Below are 22,167 nucleotides of genomic sequence, written 5' to 3'. Positions count from 1 at the left end.
ACCCTGTTCCGGTAGTCGATCGCGAGCCCGGTATCCACTCGGCCCGTGCGGCAGGGGATACCGGGCTCGCGTCGTTACGGGCGGGTGAGTTCGGAGCGGGCCGCCGTCAGCATGGTGGTGATGGCGGCGGGGAGGGCCTGGGCGGGGTCGGGGGCGAAGTGGGGGGAGTGGTTGGAGGGGTAGTGGGGTGGGAGGGCGGATTCGGTGAGCATGTAGTGGAGGTCGTCCTGGGTGAAGCGGGCGGGGTCCATGCCGCCGATGTGCCAGAAGACGGAGGGGACCCCCGCGGCGGTGCCGAAGGCGCCGAAATCCTCGCTGCCGGTGATGGGGTTCTCCATGGGCATGACGGGCAGGCTCGCGGCGGTGAGGGCGGCCAGGACGCGTTCGGTATCGCCGGGGGTGTTCTCGGTGACCGGGAAGTGGTCGTAGAACTCGACCTTCGGTTCCTGGGGCGCGCCCGCGGCGGCGGCCTCGGCCTCGGCCAGGCGCTGGATGCCCTCGATCATGCGGGCGCGGGAGCCGTCGGTGAAGGTGCGCAGGCTGAGCAGGACCTCGGAGCTGTCGGCGATGATATTGGGGCGGGTGCCCGCGTGCAGTGCTCCGGCGGTGAGGACCGGCGTTGCGGCGGTGGCGGTCTGGCGGGCGGTCAGCGCCTGCATGCGCACCACGAAGGTCGCCGCCATGAGCAGCGGGTCGATGGCGGTGTGCGGCTGGGAGGCGTGGCCGCCCTTGCCGAGGAAGGTGATGCGCACCGAGTCGGAGGCGGCCATCAGGGTGCCGGGGCGGCTCAGGATCAGCCCTGCGGGCAGCGGGCCGACGTGCTGGCCGAGCACGATGCGCGGCGTCGGAAACCGGTCCAGCAGACCGTCGTTGAGCATGTCCTGCGCGCCCGAGCCGTTCTCCTCGGCGGGCTGGAACAGCGCGACCACGGTGCCGGGCAGCGGATTCGCGGACAGTTCCGCGCACGCGCCCAGCAGCGCGGTGACGTGCACGTCGTGGCCGCAGGCATGCATGACCCCGGGGACGGTCGAGGCGTAGTCGAGGCCGGTCTCCTCCTGTACCGGCAGGCCGTCCATGTCCGCGCGCAGCCACACCACCGGCCCGGGCCCGCTGTGCAGCACCCCGACGACGCCGGTGCCGCCGACGTTCTCGGTCACCTCCCAGCCGGGCAGCGCGCGCAGCTCGTCGGCCACCAGTCGCGCCGTGGCCCGCTCCTCACCCGACAGCTCGGGGTGGGCGTGCAGATGCCGGTAGACCTGCTGCCAGTGCTCGATCATGGGAGACGCTCCTTCGACGGGACGGCCGCCGCGGCGCGCCGGGACACCATCGTCCGGAACGCGTCGGCGGTTTGCGGAACCACCAGCGCCGCCAGCAGTGCCAGCAGCGGCCCGATGGCCATGGTTTCGAAAGCCGTTGTGTACGAAACATGATCGGTGATGAACCCGAAGGCGAGCGGGCTCACCACGCCCGCCAGCTGCCCGCCGAAGATGATCACGCCGGTGGCCGCGCCGATGTAGACGCTGGGCAGCGCCCGCAGCGGCACCGAGAACGCGGGCATGTAGGCCAGCCCCGCGACCAGGCTCATCACCACGCCCAGCCCCACGAACAGCGGGAACGACTCCGCCCGCGGCAGTGCGAAGAGCATGGCGGCGGTGAACGCCATGGCGGGCACCACGATCACCCGTGGCCGGCCGCCGAGCCGATCCGAGAGCCGCGCCCCCAGCACCACTCCGGCCGCCGCGGCCAGCGTGGTCGGCACCGCCGCGAAAGCGATGCCCGCCATGGAGATTCCGCGCTGTTCGTGCAGGAAGGTCGGCGTCCACGCGGTCACGCCCCACACCAGCACGTCGTAACCGAAGAACATGACCGCGAAGCCGAGCAGCGCGGGGGAGAACAGCACCGAGCGGCGTTCGGCCGCGGGCCCGGCGGGCGCGACCGGAATCTCGTCCTGGGTCAGTGGTTCCGGCATCCACCGCCGCCAGGCCAGGATGACCGCCACCCCGAGCACCGAGATCACCGCGAACATGACCCGCCAGCCCACCGTGGGCAGCAGGACGCCCGCGATCACCGCCGCCAGCAGCAGGCCCGCCGCGTTGGAGGAGTTGGTCCAGCCGGCGGCCGTGGTGCGCTGCTCGGGATAGCTGCGTTCGGCGAGCGCCTTGATGGCCGCCGCCGGGAACACGCCCTGCACCAGACCGAACAGGAATCGAATCGCGAGCAGCACGCTGAACGACCAGGCGAGCGCGGTCAACCCGGTGAAGATCGACCAGGCAGTCAATCCGATGATCCCTACCCGCAGCGCCCCGTACCGATCCGCGAGCAGACCCCCGGGCACCTGGATGATCGCGTACGCGACGAAGAACACCGACACCAACAACCCCTGCTGCGTGTGGTCCAGCCCCAGGTCCTCGCCGATCGACGGCAGCGCGAAATTGATCACGGTGCGATCGATGTAGTCGACAACCCAGGCCGCGAACAGCAGCATGACGGTTATCCGTGTGGTGCGTGGCATCAGGCCCCTTCACAACGGGAGTGGCTGCATGCCACAGTGGCCCCCGAATCCGAGAATAGGGGCGATTTGCCCGATATTGCCATACGAACCGGGCCCCTCGATCGGCCCGGCGGCGGCTGACCCGCCGGTGCCGCTACCGGCCCGAAAGCCGGTCCCCGTAGGCTCGCCGACGATGAGCGAGACGATGACGCACGGGTATGTGGCCGAGGGCTACGGCCGGGTCGCCGACGCCTTCCGCCGCAATTTCCGGCACGGCGAGATCGGCGCGGCGGTCGCGGTCTTCGACGGCGACACCCCCGTGGTGGACCTGTGGGGCGGCCCGCGCGACCCGGTGCGTGGACTCCCGTGGGAGCGCGACACCATCGCGCCCGTCTTCTCGTGCACGAAGGGCGTCGCGGCGCTGATCCTGGCCATGCTCGTCTCGCGCGGGCAGCTGGATTACGACGAGCCCGTGGTGCGGTACTGGCCGGAATTCGCGGCCCACGGCAAGGATGAGGTGACGGTCCGCCAGCTCATCGACCATCAAGTGGGCCTGCACATCCTGCGAGACATCCGGATGACCCTCGACGACCTGCACGATCTGGACAGCGTGGCCGCGGTGCTGGCGGCTCAGCGCCCCGGGTGGGCGCCGGGCACGCGGCAGGGCTATCACCCGGTCAGCATCGGGCTGTATCTCAATGAACTGGTTCGTCGCGCGGACCCGGCCGGGCGCAGCATCCGGACCTTCCTCGCCGAGGAGATCTCCGGTCCGCTGGGCGTCGATTTCACCCTCGGCCTGGACGCGGACCTGGGCGGTGACCGGATCGCCCACCTGACCCGCACCATCGGCCTGGACCTGCGGCACGAGCGGAACCTGCCGTGGAATCAGGCGATTCCGGCGCTGTTGCGCCGCGGTCAGCTCTTCCGCGCCCTGTCGGTGCCGGACCTGGGCATGCCCGAGGATTTCGTGCGCCCCGAGATCATGTCGGTCGAGTTGCCCGGCAGCAATGGGGTCGGCTCGGCGCGCGGCCTGGCCCGCATCTACGCGGCGGGCCTCACCGGCGAGTTGCCGATCGCGCCGGAGGTGCGGGCCCGCATCGCCGATCCGGGCCCGGTGCCCGCCCCGGACGCCGTGCTGCGCACTCCGACCCGATTCCACCTGGGCTTCCGGAAGTCGTGTCCCGCCTTCCCCTTCGGCTCATCCGACCACCGCGCCTATGGCACGCCCGGAATGGGTGGTTCGCTCGGTTTCGCCGATCCGGCGACCGGGCTCTCCTTCGCCTACGTCCCCAATCGGCTGGGTCTCACCCTCAATGGCGACCGGCGTTGCCTACGTCTGGCCCGCGCGGTGTTCGACTCCTCGACACGCCGAACGCGCACGCGCACTGAACCGCGGCGGTCCGCCGCTCGTTGATCCCGATGTATCGGCCTCCGGGCCGGTAGCCGTCCAGATGCGGTCCGGATTTCCCCCTGTGCCCGGACCGGGGCCCCGCCGGGATATCCCCGGTGGGGTCTTCGCATGGCCAAAGTGCCTGTACGACAGCATCTTTCGGGTATGTCTGTGACCTGAGACACATTGATCGAGATCCGTCCGGCCAGATACCTTGTGTGCGATGCATCGTGGACAAGGCAATATGAACGGGGGACTGTGACCCAGAGCGAACGCGCGGCCCGAACCGTCGCCGACCTCGTCGTCGAACGGCTCGCGATCCACGCCGACCATGTCTTCGGGGTCGGCGGGGCCAATATCGAGGACGTCTACGACGCCCTGCACCGGCATTCGGAGCTCACCGGCATCATCGCCAAACACGAGTTCGGCGCGGCCACCATGGCCGACGGGTACGCCCGCGCCACCAACCGGCTCGGTGTGGTGGTCGCGACCTCCGGCGGAGGCGCGATGAATCTGCTTGCGGCCCTGGCGGAATCATTCGACTCGCGGGTTCCGGTCCTCGCTCTGGTGGGTCAGCCGCCACTGGGCCTGGAGGGCCGGGGTGCCTTTCAGGACACCAGCGGGGTTCCCGGCCGCATCGATGCCGAGCAGCTCTTCGCCCAGGTCGCCCGCCGCTGCGTGAAAGTCCGTCGACCGCAGGACATCTCGGTGGAGCTCGACCGGGCGATCGCGGCGGCACTGGCCGGTGGTCCGGCTGTCCTGCTGCTGCCCAAGGATATCCAGGCCGCTCCGCTCATCGAAGGTGACCGGGCGACGGTCGAAGCGCAGGCTCGGGGACGCGCCACCGCGGAGCAGTCCGGTGATCCGGAGCTGCTGCCCGATGACATCGTGGATCTGCTGGCGGGGCTGCCGCAGGGGAGTCCGGTCGTAGTCATCGCCGGACCGGAGGTCGCCGCGGCCGGCGCGCGCGCCGAATTGGCGACCGTCGTGCGGGCGCTCGATGCGACGGTGCTGGTCACCCCGGACGCGAAGGACGCGTACTCGAACGCGGATCCCCGCTTCGCCGGTGTGGTCGGCGTGATGGGTCATCCGAACGCCGCCCGCCTGGTGTCCGAGGCGGAACTCTGCCTGCTCGTGGGAGCCTCACTCCCGCTCACCGCCCGCGCCGGACTGGACACCGCGCTCGCCGCCTGTCCACGGGTCGTGTACCTGGGTATCGAGCAGCCTTTCGTCCCGGTGCACGCCGAGGCGCGTGGTCCGCTGGCCGCCGCGCTGCGCGGTGTCGCGAACTCGACCCACGGGACCGAGGGCGCGCACCTCGAGCCGGGATCCGTCGGCGCACACCCTGATCGCCTGCCTTTGCCCGAGTTGTCCGTGCCGCCCGCGCCCGGACGCGGCGTCCGGTACCGCCCCGCCGTGGCGGCCATCGAAGCGGCACTGGACCCCGGCACCGACGTGGTCGCCGACGCCGGGAATACCGGCGCGGCCGTCGTGCACCACCTCGGAATCCCCGAGGGCGGCCGGTTTCTGATCGCCCTGGGCATGGGCGGCATGGGCTATGCGTTCGGCGCCGGCATCGGCTGCGCGCTGGGCCGCGGCCGCCGCACCGTGGTGATCGCCGGGGACGGCGCGTATTTCATGCACGGCCACGAGGTGCACACGGCGGTCGAGTACCAGGCGCCGGTCACCTTCATCGTGTTCAACAACAATGCCCACGCCATGTGCGTGACGCGCGAGCAGGTCTTCTACTCCGGCGAGTACAGCTTCAACAGATTCCGCGTGTCGGAGATCGGCGCGGGGGTCGCCGCCCTGTTCCCGGAGCTCCCGGTCTGGACCGCGCGCACCCTCCCCGAGTTCGAGCAAGCCCTGGACAAGTCGCGGGCAATACCGGGGCCCGCGTTCATCGAACTGCAGTGTGACCCGGACGAGTTCCCACCCTTCGCACCGTTCCTGAAGGAGTCTTTCGCATGACCGAGACCGTCGCCGACGAGCCGATCGAAGTCCCGGAGCTGGACGTGCCCGGCGTGTACCGCATCGAGAGCATGGCCCTCAAGGAGGGCATGCCGCTGGTCCTGGACATGACCCGCGCCGTGTACCCGCACGACGAGATCTACGGCCAGTACTGCACCGTCACCGAGTACGTGGCCGCGCCGCCGGACGAGGTGTACGCCTACCTGGCCGACACCCGCAGCCTGTGCGAATGGACCTACAGCATGCGCGGTTTCGAGCGCACCGCCGATCCCGAGGTGTGGGTGTCCGACGACCGGATCGGCTCGCACACCCGCATCTTCACCCGCACCGTCGCCAACCCCGAGGCCCGCACCGTCGACTACCACTGCGCCTGGGACCAGGCCGACCACCTGTGGATGGTCTACCTGATGCGGGTGGTGGACGCGCAGGTGGTGCTGAACAAGCCGGGTTCGGTCGTCACCTGGACCAATTGCCACCACCCCTTCTACGAGGACAACGCCTACCCCGAGACCGCGCCCGAGGGCCGCCCGGTGTGGGTCGGCGACTTCTGGCACCTCTTCGCCGCCGGGCACCTGCTGGAACTGCGCAATCTCAAAGCGATCTGCGAACACCGGCACGCCGCCGGGCAGCCGATCAAGCCGGAATGGATGGACTGATCATGAGCGCCGACACCGTGAGCCTGCTCGACGTCGCCGGGTACCTGCCCGAGAACATCGTCTCCGCCGACTATTTCGCGCAGTACGCCGACCCGGACGAGGTCACCTCGAACCTCATGTTCAAGGCCCCCAAGTTCCGCCGCCACGTCGCGCCGGGCGAGACCCCGGCCGATATGGCCGAGCGCGCGGTCGCCCCGATCCTGGACCGGCACGGCCGGGACGTGTTGCGGGGCATCGACATTCTGATCGTGCACACCCAGCTGCCCGATATCGGCATCGTCGGCAGTGGCGGGGATGTGGCGGCCCGGCTCGGCATCGCGCCGGAGTGGCTGATCGACCTGCACAATGGCGGCTGCGCGTCGTTCGTGTACGGCATGAAGCTGGCCCGCCAGATCCTGCTGTCCTCCGACGCCCGCTCGGCGCTGGTGGTCACCATCCAGAACGTGGCCGGTCAGGTCTTCACCCAGGAGCAGGTGCGCGGCAAGGCGCAGGCCGCGATTCCGGGTGACGGGGCGGGCGCGGGACTGCTGGTGAAGTCCGGTGATTCGCCGATCCTCGATATCGAGACCCGTCATCTGCCCGAATTCTCCGGGCAGATGACCGTGATCGCCGACCCGCCGCGCCGCTACTGGGAGGCCGGCAGCGGTGAGATGCACGTCGGCTTCACCGAATCCAAGATCGCGAAGGTGCTGCAGCGCGGCAACCGGCTGGTTCCCGAGGTGGCGTCGGCGGTGTGCGGCCGGATCGGCGTGCCCACCCAGGACCTGGACCTATTGGTCACCAATCAACCCAATAGAGCCTTCCTGCGCAATTGGAGAGACGCCCTGCAACTGCCGCAGGAACGGCATCCCGACACCTTCGACGACTGCGGAAACCTGTTCGGCGCGGGCATTCCCGTCACCTTCGACCGCGCGGTCGACGATGGCCGGGTGCCGGCCGGATCGCTGGTCATGTTCGCGGGCTTCGCGCACGCGGGCGATTTCGCGGGGGCCGCCGCCCTCCGCTGGGGCGGACGCTGAAGGGGCGGCGCCGTGAGCCCCCTGGTGACGGCCGGACATCGGCTGCAGCTCAACGAGATTCCCTACGGTCCGCCGCCCTCGGTGCAGGAGGCGCTCAGCGCGGCGCTGGCCTCGGCCAACCGGTATCCGGAATTCCTGCCCCGCCGCCTGCCCCGGCTGATCGCCGAACGGCTCGGCTGCCCGCCCGATCGGATCGTGGTGGGCGCGGGCGCGACCGGCGTGATCATGCACATCGTCCAGGAATTCGGGGCGGGTGGCGCCGAGGTGGTGATGGCGTCGCCCACCTTCGACGGATTCCCCATTCTGACCAGCATGGCGGGCGGGCGGCCGATCACGGTGCCGCTCAACGATTCCGGGTGCCAGGATCTCCCGGCACTGGCCGCCGCGGTCACCGAGAGAACCCGGCTGCTGGTGGTCTGCAGCCCGCACAACCCCACCGGAACCCTGGTTCCGGCAAGGGAATTCGAGAATCTCTTGAAGGAAGTTCCGGACACCGTCACCGTGGTCCTCGACGAGGCGTACGTGGACTTCGTGTCGGACACCGATCGCGTCGATGTGTTCGCCCTGCTGGATCGACATCCGAACCTGCTCGTCCTGCGCACCTTCTCCAAGGCGTACGGTCTGGCCGCGCTGCGGGTCGGCTACGCGCTCGGGGCCACGCGGCTGATCACGCGAATAGCCCGCTGGCAGTTGCCTTTCGGTATGACCGCGCTGGCCGAGGTGGCGGTGCGGGCCTGCTACGAGGCCGAATCCGAGATCGAGGCACGGGTCGCGACCCTGGCCGCGCACCGCGACCGGCTCACCAGCGGACTGCGCGCGCTCGGTCTCTCGGTGCCCGACAGCTACGCCAATTTCTCCTACCTGACCCTGCCCGGTCCCGAGGCCGATCGGGTCGCGACCGCGCTGGCGGGCGCGGACATCCACGTCAAGTCCTATCCCACCGGTATCCGCATCACGGTCGGCGATCGGGCGGCCACGGACGCGGTGCTCGCCACGGTCCGCAGTACAGTGCAGTAATGCAAGAACATCCGCCTTCCGCACCCGCTGGGGCCGGAGCGGACGAGGAGATCGATTACGCGCTGCTCTCGCTCAATGCCCAGCTGTGCTTCGCGCTGTACTCCACGTCGCGATCCATGACCGCCGCCTACCGGCCGTTCCTGGACGATATGAATCTGACCTACCCGCAATACCTGGTGCTGCTGGCGCTGTGGGAGCGTCCCGGCATCGCCATGAAGGACCTGGGCGAACAGGTACACCTCGACTACGGCACCCTCTCCCCGCTGGTTCAGCGACTGCAGGCGCGCGGACTGGTGGAGAGCGTGCGCAGCGCCACCGACGGCCGGGCCGTGGTCCTGCACGCCACCGAGGCCAGCCGCGAACTCCAGCAGGGCGCGCAGCAGATGATCCGCACCGTGCTGGATCTGGTGGGAGTTCCGGTGGAGGACATCGAAGTCCTGCGCGACCAGGTCAAGACCCTGGGCGCGCGCCTGGACGCCGCCGCGGCCGCCGCCCGCGCCCGCTGACTCCAACTGCTGACCACCGGAGTCGCTCAGGCGAATTTCGCCAAGGCGTCGGCCACGATGGCGTCCAGACGTGCGTGGTGCGCGCCCTTCCAATAGGTCTGGCCGCAGTCGACGCACTCGGCGAAGGTGTCGTAGCTCTGGCCGGTGTTGTCCGGCAGGCGGTCGCGGACCGTGGCCGGGTCGGCGGGGCGGAGCGCGCCGTTGCAGGAGGTGCACCGGGTCCAGGGGGCCAGCCGCGGGGCGAAGCGGGACAGGATGTCGTCCAGCTGCTCGGCGGGGTGATGGCTGTACACGTAGGCGCCGGAATAGATTTCGCGGCGGCGCAGCAGCCCGCGGTCGCGGGAGAGCAGGACCCGTTGCTCGGCGGCGGAACGGGAGGCCAGGGCGGCGTCGCCGATATCCGGATTCTCGTAGGCCGCATCGATTCCCAGCAGACGCAGGCGGCGCGCCAGGGTGCCCAGATGGATGTCGAGCAGGAAGCGCAGCGGCTCGGCGCACGCTTGCGGGCGGGCCACGGCCGACACGGTGATCTTCTCGCCGCCGCGCGGAATGTGGCCGGTGGCAGCGGATTCGCCGTCGACCAGGACCGTGCCCACCTCGGTGAGCGGCACACCCAGCGACTCCACCACGTGCCCGAGCGTCGAGGTGCCGTCCACCCGGACCGGCGTGCGGTCCCGCTGACCGACGAACACGCGCAGCTCCGGCGCGAACTCGACGGTGATTTCCCCTGCGTTCACCAGCCCAGGATCTCAGAAATCGGGTACCCGCGAGCAACTCGATTTCCGGTCGGGCCGCGACAGCGGTCTGCGGCCGAATGTGAAGTAGAGGTGAATTTCACCGGTGCAGTGGCCTGAAGCACAGGGGAAGGGCGTGAGAACAGTCCGTTAACCAATTGTTTGCGCTCAGGCTGGTTGCGGAGTTGGTCGGTTGATGATTTTCTTGGGTTCGCAGGTCATCTACCCATCGGGTGAAAATCCTCGGCAGCGTCGCCAATCACAATTCGGACCTGCCCCCACCAAGTCGCCGCTCTCGGCGCGCTTGTCCTGATGAAGGTGAAAGGAAATCGGGCCATGTCTGTATTCCGATCGGCTCGTGCGGCCGCAGTCCTGCTGGCGGCGATCGCGGTGCCCCTGCTCGTGCCCGTCCTGGCCACCGCCGCACCGGCGGGTGGCGAGACCCCCGCCGGCGCCGGACCGGCCCCTGAGCAATCGATATTGCCGCAGCTCGGAACCGGTAGCTCCGCCGTGGGCACCGGGTCGTCCACTGCCGCCGGACTGGCCGGGGCGCTCGGCACCGGCAGTGCCGCCGCCGGCAGCCTGGCCGGGGTGGTGCCCGGACCCGGCTCGGTGCTCGATCTGCTCGGCACCGGCAGCGGCGCGGCCAGTGGGTCCGCCCAGGCGGGCGGCACCGCGGCCCAGGCCCTGGGCTCGGGCAGCGCCGCCGCGGGCGCCGGATCCGCCGGGAAATAGTGCTCGACAACACAGTGGGCGGGGGGCTTCCGATGTGCCGGATCACCGTCGAGCGGCATATCACTATTCAATAGCTTCCAATTCGCCGGATAGCTCATAAACGGGTTCGATCGCGCTGGTTCGCGCACCGTGAATTCTTCACGGAAATCGAACGGCCGCACCGGTACCGGCGAAGTCTCGATGAGGGAGACGGTCATGGATTACACCCACCTATCCGAATTCGCGGTACGCCCGGGCGCACTGACCCTGTGGCGGGCCGAACTGGCCTCCGGGGCGGCGTGGACCGCCGACGCCCGGCCCCTGGCCAGCGTGCACGTCCGCCACTGCCGGGCGACGGACGCCGCCGACCCGCGACCGGGCCGGGATCGCTGGATCGGAACCATCTTCGAAATGGACGCGCCGTTCCACCCCGCGCACTGGCGCGAGACCGCGCGCCGCTGGCACGCCCGCCATGAGGGCCTGCGCACCACCCTGACCCGCCACGACGGCCCCGAACCCGAGCGGCTGGTCTGCGCGGCCGCCGACGTCGCCGTCACCGCCGAGCCGATCCCCGGCATCACGGGCTCCGGAGCGATCAACGAATACCTCACCACCACACTGGAATCGAGACTCTCGCCCCTGCGGTGGCCGCACTGCCTGCTCGCCACCGTGGAGCACGCCGACACCGGCGACTTCACCGTCCTGGTGGCCGCCGACCACTCCGTCCTGGACGCCTACTCGCAGGCCATCGTCATCCTCGAACTCCGCGCCCTGTACGCCGAGGTCACCCGAGGCGAGCCGCCCCGCGAATCGCCGACCTTCGGCAGTGCCGCGGACTTCGCCCAATGGGAACGCGACACCGCCGCCGCCCTCACCCCCGACTGCGACGCGGTTCGCTACTGGCAGCGCTTCCTCGACGGCTCCGGCGGCATGCTGCCCCGCTTCGAACCCGCGATCACTGCCACGGGGCGGGCGACTGTGATCGCGGGCGGTGCGACCGGCTCGGTCGCGGGCGGCGGGACGGGCGCGGTCGTCGGCGGGGGCGAGCTCGAGGCGCTCCCGCAAACATCCGTGTCGCGAAAGCTGTTGTCGCTCAGCGAACTCGAGCAGGTGGAGCGCGCGGTGACCGAGCGCGGACACCGCCTCTCGGTGGCGGTCTTCACCGCGCTCGCCATCGCCTACCGCCGGGCCTTCGGCCACCGCTCCCTGCGCGCCATCATGCCCATCGCCACTCGCCCCGACCTGCGCTGGCTCGAATCCATGGGCTGGTTCGTCAACGTCGTCCCCCTCGACCTCACCCTCGCCCCCGACCTGGACCTGGACAGCGCCCTGGAGTCCACCCGCACCGTCCTGCGCCGCTCCCGCACCGCCAACGACGCCACCTGGACCCGCGTCCTGGAACTCCTGAACTGCACCGACCACCCCCGCTTCGGCATCTCCTTCCTCGACATCCGGGCCCTCCCCGACCACGAACTCGTCGAATCCCTGCGCGGCCACACCCTCCGCGCCGAGTCCTACTCTCCCGACGAGGTCTTCTTCTGGATAGTCCGAGCCACCGACGGCCTGCGCCTGTCCACCCGCTTCCCGGCCACCTTCCCGGAGGTCGAGATGGACCGCTTCCTCGCCGAATTCACCCGCGCCATGCGCGAATTCGCGGGCACGCAGGGTGGCGGAGACCGAACCGCCGACACGCGAGCGTCTTTCGCGCTCCCGTCGGCCGCCCGCGCCGCGGAGTCCATGCCCCCAGCCCCGCGGGCGCTGACACCGGCCCGGGTCTGACCATGGGTACGCCGTCGAAGACCCCGCGTGCTCGCCGCGATGATGTGCGCCATCGGCCGGATCAACGCGTGCGCCGGCGTTTCGCCGTCCCCATGGCGGCGCCACCCGGTCGCGTCCTCGAGATCGGGGGTACGCGATGAAGGTGCTGCTCGCCTTCGCCGGCAGCCGGGGTGATGCGCAGCCGGGCGTGCTGCTCGGCTCGGAATTGCTACGACGAGGCCACGACGTCACCGTCGCGGTGTCCCCGAACCTGGTCGAATTCGCTGAACGCCATGGCGTTCCGGCCCTGGGGTTCGGCCTCGACAGCGACGAACTGCTGCGCGCCCAACGCGATGATCGGCGCTTCCGGCACCCGAATCCCGTACGGCGGGCGCAGGCGGTGCTGGACCTGCAACGCCGCGGATTCGCCGAGGCGGCGGGCGATCTGCGCGCCCTGGCCGGCGACTCCGACGCGCTGGTCACCGGCATGGCATGCGAGGAGGCCGCAGCGGAAGTCGCACGGCACCACAGGATTCCGATCACGGCGCTGCACTTCTTCCCGATCGAACCGAATCGTGCGGTACCGGTGATCCCGGCGGCATGGGGCCGACACCTTCCGGGCCCGCTGAACCGGCTGGGCTGGCAGGCGTTGACCGTGGCGCGGTCGTGGGCCCTCGAGCCCGAGCGCGCGGCTTTCCGTCGCGCCGCCGCCCGTGACTCGGACTCGCGCACATCCTCCGCGCACGCCGGCGGCTTCGAGGCCCGCGCCCGGCCGGAGGACAGGGCGCCCGGATCCGGGCGGGCCGGGTCGATACCGCCCCTGGTCGATCGTGGGGGCGGGCGGACCCCGGCGTACACGGCGATTCAGGCCTACGACCCCGCGCTGTTCCCCGGGCTCGCGGACGAACTGCGCGATGTGCCGTTCACCGGGTTCCCGGTACCTGCCGACGACGGTGCCGGGCGGCGTGCTGCGGAGCGGCCCGGGCCGGGAACGAGCGCGGTCGAGGAACCAGGTTCCGGCCTCGGTGCGGAGTTGCTCGAGTGGCTGATCGCGGGCCCCGCTCCGGTGTACGCGGGTTTCGGGTCGATGCCGGTGGCCGAACCGGTCGCGGTCGAGTCGCTGGTCCGAGAGGTGGGTCGGCGGCTCGGGCGGCGGATATTGCTGGTGGGCCCGATGTTCCGAGGCCGGATCGGTGATGAGCTGGCGGTGGTGGATCAGGTCGACCACCGAGCGGTGCTGCCGTTGTGCGATGCCGCTGTCCACCACGGCGGGGCTGGGACCACCGCTGCCGTCCTGCGCGCGGGGGTGCCGTCGGTGATCTGTTCGGTGCAGGCGGATCAGTCGTACTGGGGCAGGCAGGTGGAGGCCCTCGGGCTGGGGGCGACTGCGCCGTTCTCGGGAATCACCGCGAATCGGCTGGAGCGGTCACTGATTCGCGCGACCCGGCCGGAGGTGCGCCTGCGGGCGGCCGCCTACGGGGCGCGATTCCGTGATGACGGGGTCGCGCGCGCCGCGGATGCCGTCGAAGCACTGCTGCCGACGGCGCCGCGATCGGCGGGTGCGGACGGGCTCTCGAACCCAACCGCTGGGCATTCGGCTTCGACCATGATCGGAGGTGTGCGATGAGTGAGATCGCCATCGAAACACGGGGACTCGGAAAGAGTTTCGGATCCATGACCGCCGTCGACGCCGTGGATCTGGACGTCGCGGCCGGGACGGTGTTCGCGCTGCTGGGACCCAATGGTGCGGGGAAGACGACCACCGTGCGGATGCTGGCCACCCTGGCGCGTCCATCCCGTGGCACGGCAACGGTTTTCGGGTACGACGTGGTCGGTCAGGCCATGGCGGTGCGCTCGATGATCGGGCTCACCGGCCAGTACGCGGCCGTGGACGAGAACCTGACCGCGTGGGAGAACCTGCGCCTGTTCGGCCGGCTGCTCGGCCTCGGCCGTAGGGCGGCGCAGGATCGGGCGGCGGAACTGCTGGACGAGTTCGAGCTGACGGCCGCGGCCAACCGGCGGGTCGGGTCGTTCTCCGGCGGCATGCGGCGGCGACTGGATCTGGCGGCGACGCTGATCACGGTGCCGCCCTTGATCTTCCTGGACGAGCCCACCACCGGTCTGGACCCGCACACCCGCGACCGCATGTGGTCGGTGGTGCGCGGTCTGGTCGGGCGGGGCGCGACCATCCTGCTCACCACGCAGTACCTCGAGGAGGCGGACGCCCTCGCGGACCGGATCGCCGTCATCGACCACGGCAGCGTGGTCGCCGAGGGCACCGCGGGGGAGTTGAAGTCCTCCATCGGCGAGGAGATGCTGCGCCTGGATCTGGCCGATCCCGCCCAGCGCCCGCTCGCCGACGCCGTCGTCGAAAGACTCACCGGCACTGTGCCACTGCACGGCGACAATCCCGCCACCGTGACGGTGCCGCTCACCGATATCGGCGCTGCCGCCGACATCGTCGCCGCCTGCCGCGACACCGGGATCCGCCTGCGCGGCTTCGGGGTCGAACGCCCCGACCTGAATTCGGTGTTCCTGGCGCTCACCCGGCGCCCGGCCCGTACCACGCCTCCGGCCGAAAGGCGGACCGCATGACCATCCTGTCCGACACCCCGGTGCTCGCGCACCCCACCGCCCGCATCGCCCGGCGGCCGCGGCTCACCCGGGTCGGCCTGCGCGCGGGTCTGGCGCAGTCGCTGTTCATGGCCCAGCGCGGCCTGCTGACCTTCCGGCACAGCCCGCAGCTGCTCTACGACGCCGTGCTGCTGCCGATCGTGGGCCCGCTGCTGTTCGGCAGCGTCTTCGGCAAGGCCATCGCGGGCAGCCTGGACGCGTACCTGCCCACGCTGATTCCCGGTGTGCTGGTGCAGATCGTGCTCACCTCCTCGGTCGCCATGGGCGTCCAGCTCTCCGAGGACATCCGCTCGGGCGTCTTCGACCGCTTCGTCTCCATGCCGATCGCGCGCTTCGCGCCGGTGGCCGGCGGCCTGCTGGCGGGCGCGACCCGCTACGTGATCGCCGCGCTCATGGTGCTGCTGGTGGGGTTCGGCATGGGCTACCGGCCGGACCACCCGCTGGGCCTGGTGGCGGGCGCGGCCCTGGTGGTGTTCGCGACCACCGCCATGAGCTGGCTGTTCGCCTTCATCGGCGTGACCGTGGCCAAACCCGCCGCCGTGCAGGGCATGTCGATGCTGGTGCTCACCTTCGCCAGCTTCGCCTCCAACGCCCTGGTCCCGGAGGAGGCCATGCCCACCTGGCTGCGTCACGTCTCCGACTTCAACCCCGTCTCGCATCTGGTGGCGGCGGTGCGCACCCTGGCCGAGTCCGGTGCGGTCGGCTCCGACTTCGCCTGGTCGGTGGGTTCCGCGCTCGTCGTCGCGATCGTGTTCGCGCCCTTGACCGTTCGCACCCTGCGTGCCCGGTGATCTGGAGACCGTCATGCCCGCCGTCCTGAACCGGCTCACCGCCGACGACGACCTGTTCCTGAAACTGCACGACCTGTACGGCAACGCTTTGGTCAACCAGCTGGCCTGGCGCTTCGACGAACCGCTGGATCCCGCTGTGCTGGAACGCCTGCACGCGCACCTCGCCCACGGCTTCCTGGCGCGGCGGGTGATGACCACATCCGTCCCCTTCGCTCGGCCGTGGTGGGTATCGGCCACGACGGCGGAACCGCTGGCTGTGCAACAGCAGCCGGTATCCGAAACAGCCGTCCTGGATTGGCTTCTCGAACAGAGCCGGGTGGAGTTCGACCCGCTCACCGGCCGGGTGTGGCGACTGTCGGCCGCGCCGACCACCTCCGGCGGCACCCTGCTGTCCCTGGTCACCTCGCATGTGGGCGCGGACGGCGGCGCGGTGCTCTACGCGCTGGGTGACGCGCTACGCCGCCTGGACGCCGGGGACACACCGGATATCGCAACCAGTTCGGGTCGTCTCGTGGGTTCGATTCCCACCGACGGTCTGTTCCGCGCGCACCTCGCCGACGCCGTCGGCCGGCTGCGCGCCGCCGCCCGCGGGATCCGGGCCGCGATCAAGGCCCGCGATGTCCGCGAGCCCGACCGCAACCCGCGCCCCGCCGAACCGCGGCTGCCGCTCCCGGATCGCCACTCCGCCGCCGACCTCGTCGTGGAAGTCGATGCGGCCGAATGGAATGCCGTCGCCGCCGCGCACGACGGCACCGACAACGGCCTCATGGTCGGCGTCGCCGTCGGACTGCTCGGCCGCAGCGGCCGGATCGAGGACGGCGCCGAGGTCCGCGTCGATATTCCGCGGTCCCTGCGCGGCCTCGACGATCCCCGCGGCAACGCCACCACCGGCCTGCCCATCGCCGTGCCCTACCGCAAGGGTGAGCGCACCGACCTGCGTCAGGTGCGGACCGCCGTCAAACAGGCGGCCCGCGCCTATTCCGATCCGGCCACCACCCCCGCGCTGCAACACCTCCAGCCGGTCCAGATGATGCTGCCGAAGTTCGTTCTGGGCTTCTTCTCCCGCACGGCCAAGGCCCCGGAATGCCTGTGCACGAATCTCGGTGAGACCGGTCAGGGGGTGGCGACCATCGCGGGCGTGCGCGCCCGCTCGGTGCTCATGCGCCCGGTGGTCTGCACCGCCGACACCGATCTGTTCCGTCGCGTGGAGGTCGGCCTGAACCTGTCCTGGTCGAGTGACGGCGACACGGTCACCCTGGCGATCACCGGTGCGGATCCGGATCGGTTCCCGACCCGGGAAGCCCTTCGCGACCTGGTCGGAGCCGAATTCGAGGCCTGGGGACTGCATCCTCTCTTCTGGAGTTGAACCCTACTGGTCGGTACCTGTTGACGTGGCGCCAATGTACGCGTAACCATGGATTACAGATACTTGGGTCCATTTCCGAAAGAGGCTCTGACAATGACGTCAGCACACGCGACGGACGACCCCGCGGTCGCGCTTGCCCGGCAGTACGCCGACAAGCTCATGCTGCTCTCGCAGGGGTCCGTCGACAAGAATTTCGATCCCTACACCGATATCGATTGGGACCACCCCGATTTCGAGGTCAAGGCCGACGACAAGCGCTGGATCCTGCCCGTCTCCGGCGACATGTTCGCCCGGCACCCCTGGTATCAGGCCCAGTCCGAGGCGCGCAAGATCGCCATCGGACTGTGGCGGCAGGCCAATATCGCCAAGGTTGGCCTGCAGTTCGAGACCCTGCTCATCGGCGGCATGGTGCAGCACACCTTCAAACTGCCCAATGGCTCGCCGGAGTTCCGGTACTGCACCCACGAGGTCATCGAGGAGTGCAACCACACCCTGATGTTCCAGGAGATGGTGAACCGCATCGGGATCGACGTGCCCGGCATGAGCACGATCCTCAAGCAGCTCACCTACCTGGTGCCGCCGCTGGCCTCGGTCTTCCCGAACCTGTTCTTCATGGCGGTGCTCTCGGGCGAGGAGCCGATCGACCACATCCAGAAGGCGATCCTGCGCGCCGGCGAGGACATCCACCCGATCATGCGCGGCGTCATGGCGATTCACATCGCCGAGGAGGCCCGCCACATCTCCTTCGCGCACGAGTTCCTGGAACACCATGTGCCGCAGGCGAACCCGTTCGACAAGTTTGTGCTGTCGCTGGCCTTCCCGATCGTCATGTGGATCGGCGGGCGGGCGATCCTGGTTCCGCCCCGCGCCTTCTTCGAGGAGTTCGGCATCCCGCGCGAGGTCCGCGAGGAGGTGTTCTTCGGCTCCCCCGACTCGAAGGAGGCGTTCGCGGGCTTCTTCGGTGACGTGCGGTCGCTGGCCAAGAAGATCGGGCTGATGAACCCGGTGTCCAAGCGGGTCTGGAACGCCCTCGGCATCGGCGGCCCGAGCACGCGTTATCGGTCGGAGCCGGATCGGCCGGGCCAGGTCCGCGCCGCCTAGCCCGACCGGTGGTAGACGTTACCGGAAATAACATGTAATACTCGGTACGCCCGGACGCCGGTGTCCGGGCGCGACCAGAAGCGAGTTCCCCCATGACGCGGCATGTCGACGTACTGATCATCGGCGCGGGCCTGTCCGGTATCGGCATGGCCTGCCACCTGACCAGGGAGAAGACCGGGCGCAGCTACCTGATCCTGGAGCGCCGGACCGCCATCGGCGGCACCTGGGACCTGTTCAAGTACCCCGGTATCCGATCCGACTCGGACATGTACACCTTCGGCTACGGCTTCCGGCCCTGGCACGGCACCAAGGTGCTCGCCGACGGACCGCGCATCCGCCAGTACATCGAGGACACCGCCGCCGAATACGGCGTCACCGACCACATCCGCTTCGGCCGCAAGGTCACCAAGGCGTCCTGGTCCAGCGACGAGAGCATCTGGACCGTCGAGGTGCTCGACGAGGCCACCGGCGAGACCGAGACCTACACCAGCGACTTCTTCATCGGCTGCACCGGCTACTACGACTACGACAACGGCTACCGGCCCACGTTCCCCGGCGAGGAGAACTTCGGCGGCCGGATCGTGCACCCGCAGCACTGGCCCGAGGATCTCGACTACCAGGGCAAGAAAGTGGTCGTCATCGGCAGTGGCGCCACCGCCATCACCCTGATCCCGGCCATGAGCAAGGACGCCGCGCACGTCACCATGCTGCAGCGTTCGCCCACCTACATCGCCGCGCTGCCCGCCGACGACCCGGTCGCGGTCGGCTTCAAGCTGGCCAAGGTCCCCGCGGCCATCGCTTACAAGGCGGGCCGGGCGCGCAATATCGGACTGCAGCGGGCCAGCTACCAGCTCTCGCGCACCAACCCGAAGCTGTCGGCCAAGCTGATGCTGGCCGCGGTGCGCGCGCAGGTCGGTCCCCATATCGACATGAAGCACTTCACCCCCAGCTACAACCCGTGGGACCAGCGCCTGTGCGTGGTGCCCAACGGCGACCTGTTCAAGGTGCTGAAGCGGGGCGAGGCATCGATCGCCACCGGCACCATCGAGACCTTCACCGAGAAGGGCATCCGCCTGTCCTCGGGCGAGGAGCTCGAGGCCGACATCGTGGTCAGCGCGACGGGTCTCACCGTGCAGATGCTCGGCGGCGCGGCGCTCGAGGTGGACGGGCAGACCCTCGCCACCCGGGATCTGGTGGCCTACAAGGGCGCGCTGCTCGGCACCGTCCCGAACATGATGGTGATCCTCGGCTACACCAACGCCTCCTGGACCCTCAAGGCCGACCTGGCCGCGGAGTACTTCTGCCGCCTGCTGAACCACATGCGGGACAACGGTTTCAGTGAAGTGGTCGCGGTGCCCGAGGAGGGCGACCGGTCCGAGGCGTCGCTCATGGGCGGCGCGCTGACCTCCGGCTACATCCAGCGCGGTGACGGCGTCATGCCGCGTCAGGGCACCCGGGGGCCGTGGCTGGTGATCAACAACTACTTCCGCGACCGCGCCATGCTGCGCAAGGCTCCGCTGGAGGACGGTGTGCTGCGGTTCCGTCGCGGCAGCCGCAAGGCGGCTCCGGTCGCGGCCGAAACCCGTTCGGCCTGATCGGATTCCGGATCTCGAACCCGGCCGTGCAGGGTGCGGCCGGGTTCGTCATTCTCCGGGACGGGGTAGGTGGCCCTAGACCGGCTGGAAACCGCTGCCCACGCCCTTGCCGGCGTCGACCGCGGCGCGCACGGTGTCGAACGCGACGGCGATGACGGGGGAGTGCAGCGGATTATTGGCGTCGGTGCAGCTGAACCGGAGATTGCGGGTGTCGCTGATCAGCGGCGCGGAGATCATGCCGACCAGCCTGTCCCCGATGGTGACCGGCGCGCCCGAATCGCCGTAGCTGGAGCAGGCCTGCTCCAGCAGCCCCACCGGGCTCGACGTCCACACCACGCCACAGGCGTGCCCGCTGGTCCGGCCGTTCTGGCACACCACGCTCCAGGCGGGCGGCGTCGGCGCGAACCCGGCGATGGTGGTGCCGTCGAACGAGCGCAGCGGGGTGACCGTGGCCGGATCGAATTCGATGACCGCGTAGTCGAGTTGCGCGTCCGCGGCGCGGACCACCCCGACCACCCCGGCGTCGGGGAACTGCTCGCCGTGCACCGGCGTACCGGCCTCGGCGCAGTGTCCGGCGGTGAAGCCGACCAGTCGCCCGGCGGCGTCGTAGCCGATGGTGGTCAGGCTGCACTTGGCGGTGTGCCCGCCCTGGCCCAGCACCAGGCCCGAGCCGCCGCCCAGCGCGGCCTGGGTGTCACCCGGTGCGGCCTGAGCGGCTGGGACGGTCGACAGCCCGCAGGCCACGGCCACCGCGGCCGGTGCGATCCAGCGCTTCACCTGCATTGACCGACCCACCTATCCACGATTCGACTCGACGCGTATTGCTCCACGGTAGCCCGCGGGTTCAGCGCAGCCAGACCGGGCGCTGTGCGGCGAAGGGATCGGACTGGACGTGCGGCGCGTCCGACCAGATCATGGTTTCGCGCCGGTCGAGAGTGTAGCGGGGCCAGTCGGCGCCCGGGTCGGCGTCGCTGATGAACGCGACCCACGCCCGGTGCATGGCGTCGGCCAGCGCCTGCGGCGGATGCTCGCCGGTCACCGCGGTCACACCCTGAGCCTTCAGCAGGTCGAAGGCGAACGGGACGTCGAGGCAGTGGAAGGACATGCCCTGGAACTCGGAGGCGTTCGAGGTCCAGGTGAATTCGTAGAGCCAGGTGGGCTGCCCGTGGCCCGCCCGCATCTCGGCCACCCGGTAGGACGGCATCCGGATCACGGCATCGCTCTGGGCCTGTCCCGCAAGCTGATCCGCCGACAGCCCCGGGTAGGCGAGGTGCCAGTCGGCGGCGCGGGAGGCGTCGAAACCGAGCGCGCCCAGGGCGGCGGGCAGCGTGGTGTCGGTGACCGGCGGCCGTTCCCCGGTCAGCGGCGCGGCATTGAATTCGTGGGCGGTGAAGCCCAGCATGAGCGGAATATCTTGGTCCGCACCGGACTTCAGCACCTCGGCGCTGGTGGCCGGGATGAGCGTGCCGTCCGCCCACGGGGCGAGGCCGAGCAGGGTGGCGGCCGTGCTGTCGGGTCCGGGCATGCGCAGCTTGTCCTCGAGGTCCTGCAACCCGGACCTGCTCAGGTCCCGCAGCGCGGCGGCGGTGGCGGGCAGGCCGGTGCGCTTGGTGAACAGGGCCGACATGGCCAGCGCGGTGGCGCGATCATTGGGCTGGGTGACCGCGCCGGACTCCGAAATGCCCGCGCGGAAAAGACCTTTCGCGGACGGGGTGTTCAGGAGCGCCCACACCGCGCCGCCGCCCGCCGACTGGCCCGCGATCGTCACCTTCGCCGGATCCCCGCCGAACGCGGCGATATTGGCGCGCACCCAGGCCAGCGCGGCGATCCAATCCAGCACGCCGCGATTGTCGGGGGCATCGTCGAGATGCAGGAAGCCTTCGATGCCCAGGCGGTACCCGACCGACACCAGCACCACGCCGTCGCGATTGAACGCCGCGCCGTCGTACCAGGGGCTGGCCGGGCTGCCCGCCACGAACCCGCCGCCGTGAATCCACACCAGCACAGGCAGTTTCGCGTCCGGATCCGGCTTCGGGGTGAACACGTTCACCGTGAGGATGTCGTCCCCGGGAATCGACGGCTCCGGAATCGCGGTCACCTCGGACAACTGCTTGACCTGAGCGGTCGGTCCGTACGTGGTGCAGTCCCGGGTCTCGGCCCACGCGGCGGCGGGTACCGGCGCGGCGAACCGCAGCGCGCCCACCGGTGGCTGTGCGAACGGGATACCGAGGAACGCGGCGCCGGTCTCCCGCCGCACCCCGCGTACCGCTCCCGCCGCGGTGGTCACGACCACCGTCTCCTTCGGCTTCTCGGACTCCGACGTCCCGCGTGCGCACGCCGCCGTGAAGGCCAGCGCCCCCGCTCCGAGCAGCAGAGTTCGTCGTCCGATCCGTTCCACGCCCATGCCAACCTCTGATCCCGAAT

Annotated in this window: 19 protein-coding genes; 14 read left to right on the top strand and 5 right to left on the bottom strand. The window is 70.0% G+C overall.

Annotated features, from left to right (window positions below):
- Positions 1 to 74: 74 nt before the first annotated feature.
- Positions 75 to 1,277, bottom strand: coding sequence for an amidohydrolase (locus tag ACFYTS_RS26620; RefSeq protein WP_357288305.1), 1,203 nt, complete (start codon positions 1,275 to 1,277; stop codon positions 75 to 77).
- Positions 1,274 to 2,512, bottom strand: coding sequence for an MFS transporter (locus ACFYTS_RS26615; protein WP_387307968.1), 1,239 nt, complete (start codon positions 2,510 to 2,512; stop codon positions 1,274 to 1,276). Before ACFYTS_RS26615 ends, ACFYTS_RS26620 begins: the two co-directional genes overlap by 4 nt.
- Positions 2,513 to 2,684: 172 nt before the next feature.
- Here ACFYTS_RS26615 and ACFYTS_RS26610 point away from each other — a divergent pair, with 172 nt between their 5' ends.
- The 6 genes from ACFYTS_RS26610 (at position 2,685) to ACFYTS_RS26585 (ending at position 9,050) form a co-directional block, all read left to right on the top strand.
- Positions 2,685 to 3,905: a serine hydrolase domain-containing protein gene (locus tag ACFYTS_RS26610; RefSeq protein WP_387307965.1), complete on the top strand. Its 1,221-nt coding sequence runs from the start codon at positions 2,685 to 2,687 to the stop codon at positions 3,903 to 3,905.
- A gap of 234 nt (positions 3,906 to 4,139) precedes the next feature.
- Entirely contained in the window at positions 4,140 to 5,852 is a 1,713-nt protein-coding gene (locus tag ACFYTS_RS26605; RefSeq protein WP_387307963.1) for a thiamine pyrophosphate-binding protein, read from the top strand.
- Positions 5,849 to 6,508 carry an SRPBCC family protein gene (locus ACFYTS_RS26600; RefSeq protein WP_357288316.1) on the top strand — a complete coding sequence of 220 codons (660 nt, stop codon included), beginning with the start codon at positions 5,849 to 5,851 and terminating at the stop codon, positions 6,506 to 6,508. The genes ACFYTS_RS26605 and ACFYTS_RS26600 overlap by 4 nt, the downstream gene beginning before the upstream one ends.
- A 2-nt stretch (positions 6,509 to 6,510) precedes the next feature.
- Positions 6,511 to 7,527 (top strand): 3-oxoacyl-ACP synthase III family protein, encoded by a 1,017-nt coding sequence (locus ACFYTS_RS26595; RefSeq protein ID WP_387307961.1) that lies wholly within the window; start codon positions 6,511 to 6,513, stop codon positions 7,525 to 7,527.
- A gap of 12 nt (positions 7,528 to 7,539) precedes the next feature.
- Positions 7,540 to 8,544, top strand: coding sequence for an aminotransferase class I/II-fold pyridoxal phosphate-dependent enzyme (locus ACFYTS_RS26590; RefSeq protein ID WP_357288322.1), 1,005 nt, complete (start codon positions 7,540 to 7,542; stop codon positions 8,542 to 8,544).
- Complete coding sequence (locus ACFYTS_RS26585; protein WP_357288325.1) at positions 8,544 to 9,050, top strand: MarR family transcriptional regulator; 507 nt, start codon at positions 8,544 to 8,546, stop codon at positions 9,048 to 9,050. The genes ACFYTS_RS26590 and ACFYTS_RS26585 overlap by 1 nt, the downstream gene beginning before the upstream one ends.
- A gap of 26 nt (positions 9,051 to 9,076) precedes the next feature.
- Here ACFYTS_RS26585 and ACFYTS_RS26580 read toward each other — a convergent pair whose 3' ends face one another.
- Positions 9,077 to 9,787 (bottom strand): Mut7-C RNAse domain-containing protein, encoded by a 711-nt coding sequence (locus ACFYTS_RS26580; RefSeq protein ID WP_387307957.1) that lies wholly within the window; start codon positions 9,785 to 9,787, stop codon positions 9,077 to 9,079.
- Positions 9,788 to 10,120: 333 nt separating this feature from the next.
- Between ACFYTS_RS26580 and ACFYTS_RS26575 the strand changes: the two genes are divergently transcribed.
- The 8 genes from ACFYTS_RS26575 (at position 10,121) to ACFYTS_RS26540 (ending at position 19,743) form a co-directional block, all read left to right on the top strand.
- Positions 10,121 to 10,519 carry a hypothetical protein gene (locus tag ACFYTS_RS26575; protein WP_387307955.1) on the top strand — a complete coding sequence of 133 codons (399 nt, stop codon included), beginning with the start codon at positions 10,121 to 10,123 and terminating at the stop codon, positions 10,517 to 10,519.
- A 195-nt stretch (positions 10,520 to 10,714) separates the two neighbouring features.
- The gene (locus ACFYTS_RS26570) at positions 10,715 to 12,277 is read left to right on the top strand and encodes a condensation domain-containing protein (protein WP_387307953.1); all 1,563 of its coding nucleotides are present in this window, start codon (positions 10,715 to 10,717) and stop codon (positions 12,275 to 12,277) included.
- 136 nt (positions 12,278 to 12,413) lie between these two features.
- A complete protein-coding gene (locus tag ACFYTS_RS26565; protein WP_387307951.1) occupies positions 12,414 to 13,883 on the top strand; it encodes a glycosyltransferase in 1,470 nt (489 codons plus the stop codon).
- Positions 13,880 to 14,851: an ATP-binding cassette domain-containing protein gene (locus tag ACFYTS_RS26560; protein WP_387307949.1), complete on the top strand. Its 972-nt coding sequence runs from the start codon at positions 13,880 to 13,882 to the stop codon at positions 14,849 to 14,851. Before ACFYTS_RS26565 ends, ACFYTS_RS26560 begins: the two co-directional genes overlap by 4 nt.
- On the top strand, positions 14,848 to 15,681 hold the full coding sequence (locus ACFYTS_RS26555) for an ABC transporter permease (protein ID WP_387307947.1): 834 nt from the start codon (positions 14,848 to 14,850) through the stop codon (positions 15,679 to 15,681). The genes ACFYTS_RS26560 and ACFYTS_RS26555 overlap by 4 nt, the downstream gene beginning before the upstream one ends.
- A gap of 13 nt (positions 15,682 to 15,694) precedes the next feature.
- Positions 15,695 to 17,047, top strand: coding sequence for a hypothetical protein (locus ACFYTS_RS26550; RefSeq protein ID WP_357288348.1), 1,353 nt, complete (start codon positions 15,695 to 15,697; stop codon positions 17,045 to 17,047).
- A 93-nt stretch (positions 17,048 to 17,140) separates the two neighbouring features.
- Entirely contained in the window at positions 17,141 to 18,148 is a 1,008-nt protein-coding gene (locus ACFYTS_RS26545; RefSeq protein ID WP_357288351.1) for a diiron oxygenase, read from the top strand.
- Between the two features lie 92 nt (positions 18,149 to 18,240).
- Positions 18,241 to 19,743, top strand: coding sequence for a flavin-containing monooxygenase (locus ACFYTS_RS26540; RefSeq protein WP_387307944.1), 1,503 nt, complete (start codon positions 18,241 to 18,243; stop codon positions 19,741 to 19,743).
- 75 nt (positions 19,744 to 19,818) lie between these two features.
- Here ACFYTS_RS26540 and ACFYTS_RS26535 read toward each other — a convergent pair whose 3' ends face one another.
- Positions 19,819 to 20,526 (bottom strand): hypothetical protein, encoded by a 708-nt coding sequence (locus ACFYTS_RS26535; RefSeq protein WP_387307942.1) that lies wholly within the window; start codon positions 20,524 to 20,526, stop codon positions 19,819 to 19,821.
- A 61-nt stretch (positions 20,527 to 20,587) separates the two neighbouring features.
- Entirely contained in the window at positions 20,588 to 22,147 is a 1,560-nt protein-coding gene (locus ACFYTS_RS26530; RefSeq protein ID WP_387307940.1) for a carboxylesterase/lipase family protein, read from the bottom strand.
- Positions 22,148 to 22,167 lie beyond the last annotated feature (20 nt).

The sequence above is a fragment of the Nocardia sp. NPDC004151 genome, from assembly GCF_042874235.1.
Lineage (GTDB): Bacteria > Actinomycetota > Actinomycetes > Mycobacteriales > Mycobacteriaceae > Nocardia.
This window is presented reverse-complemented; position numbering and strand designations above follow the sequence as displayed.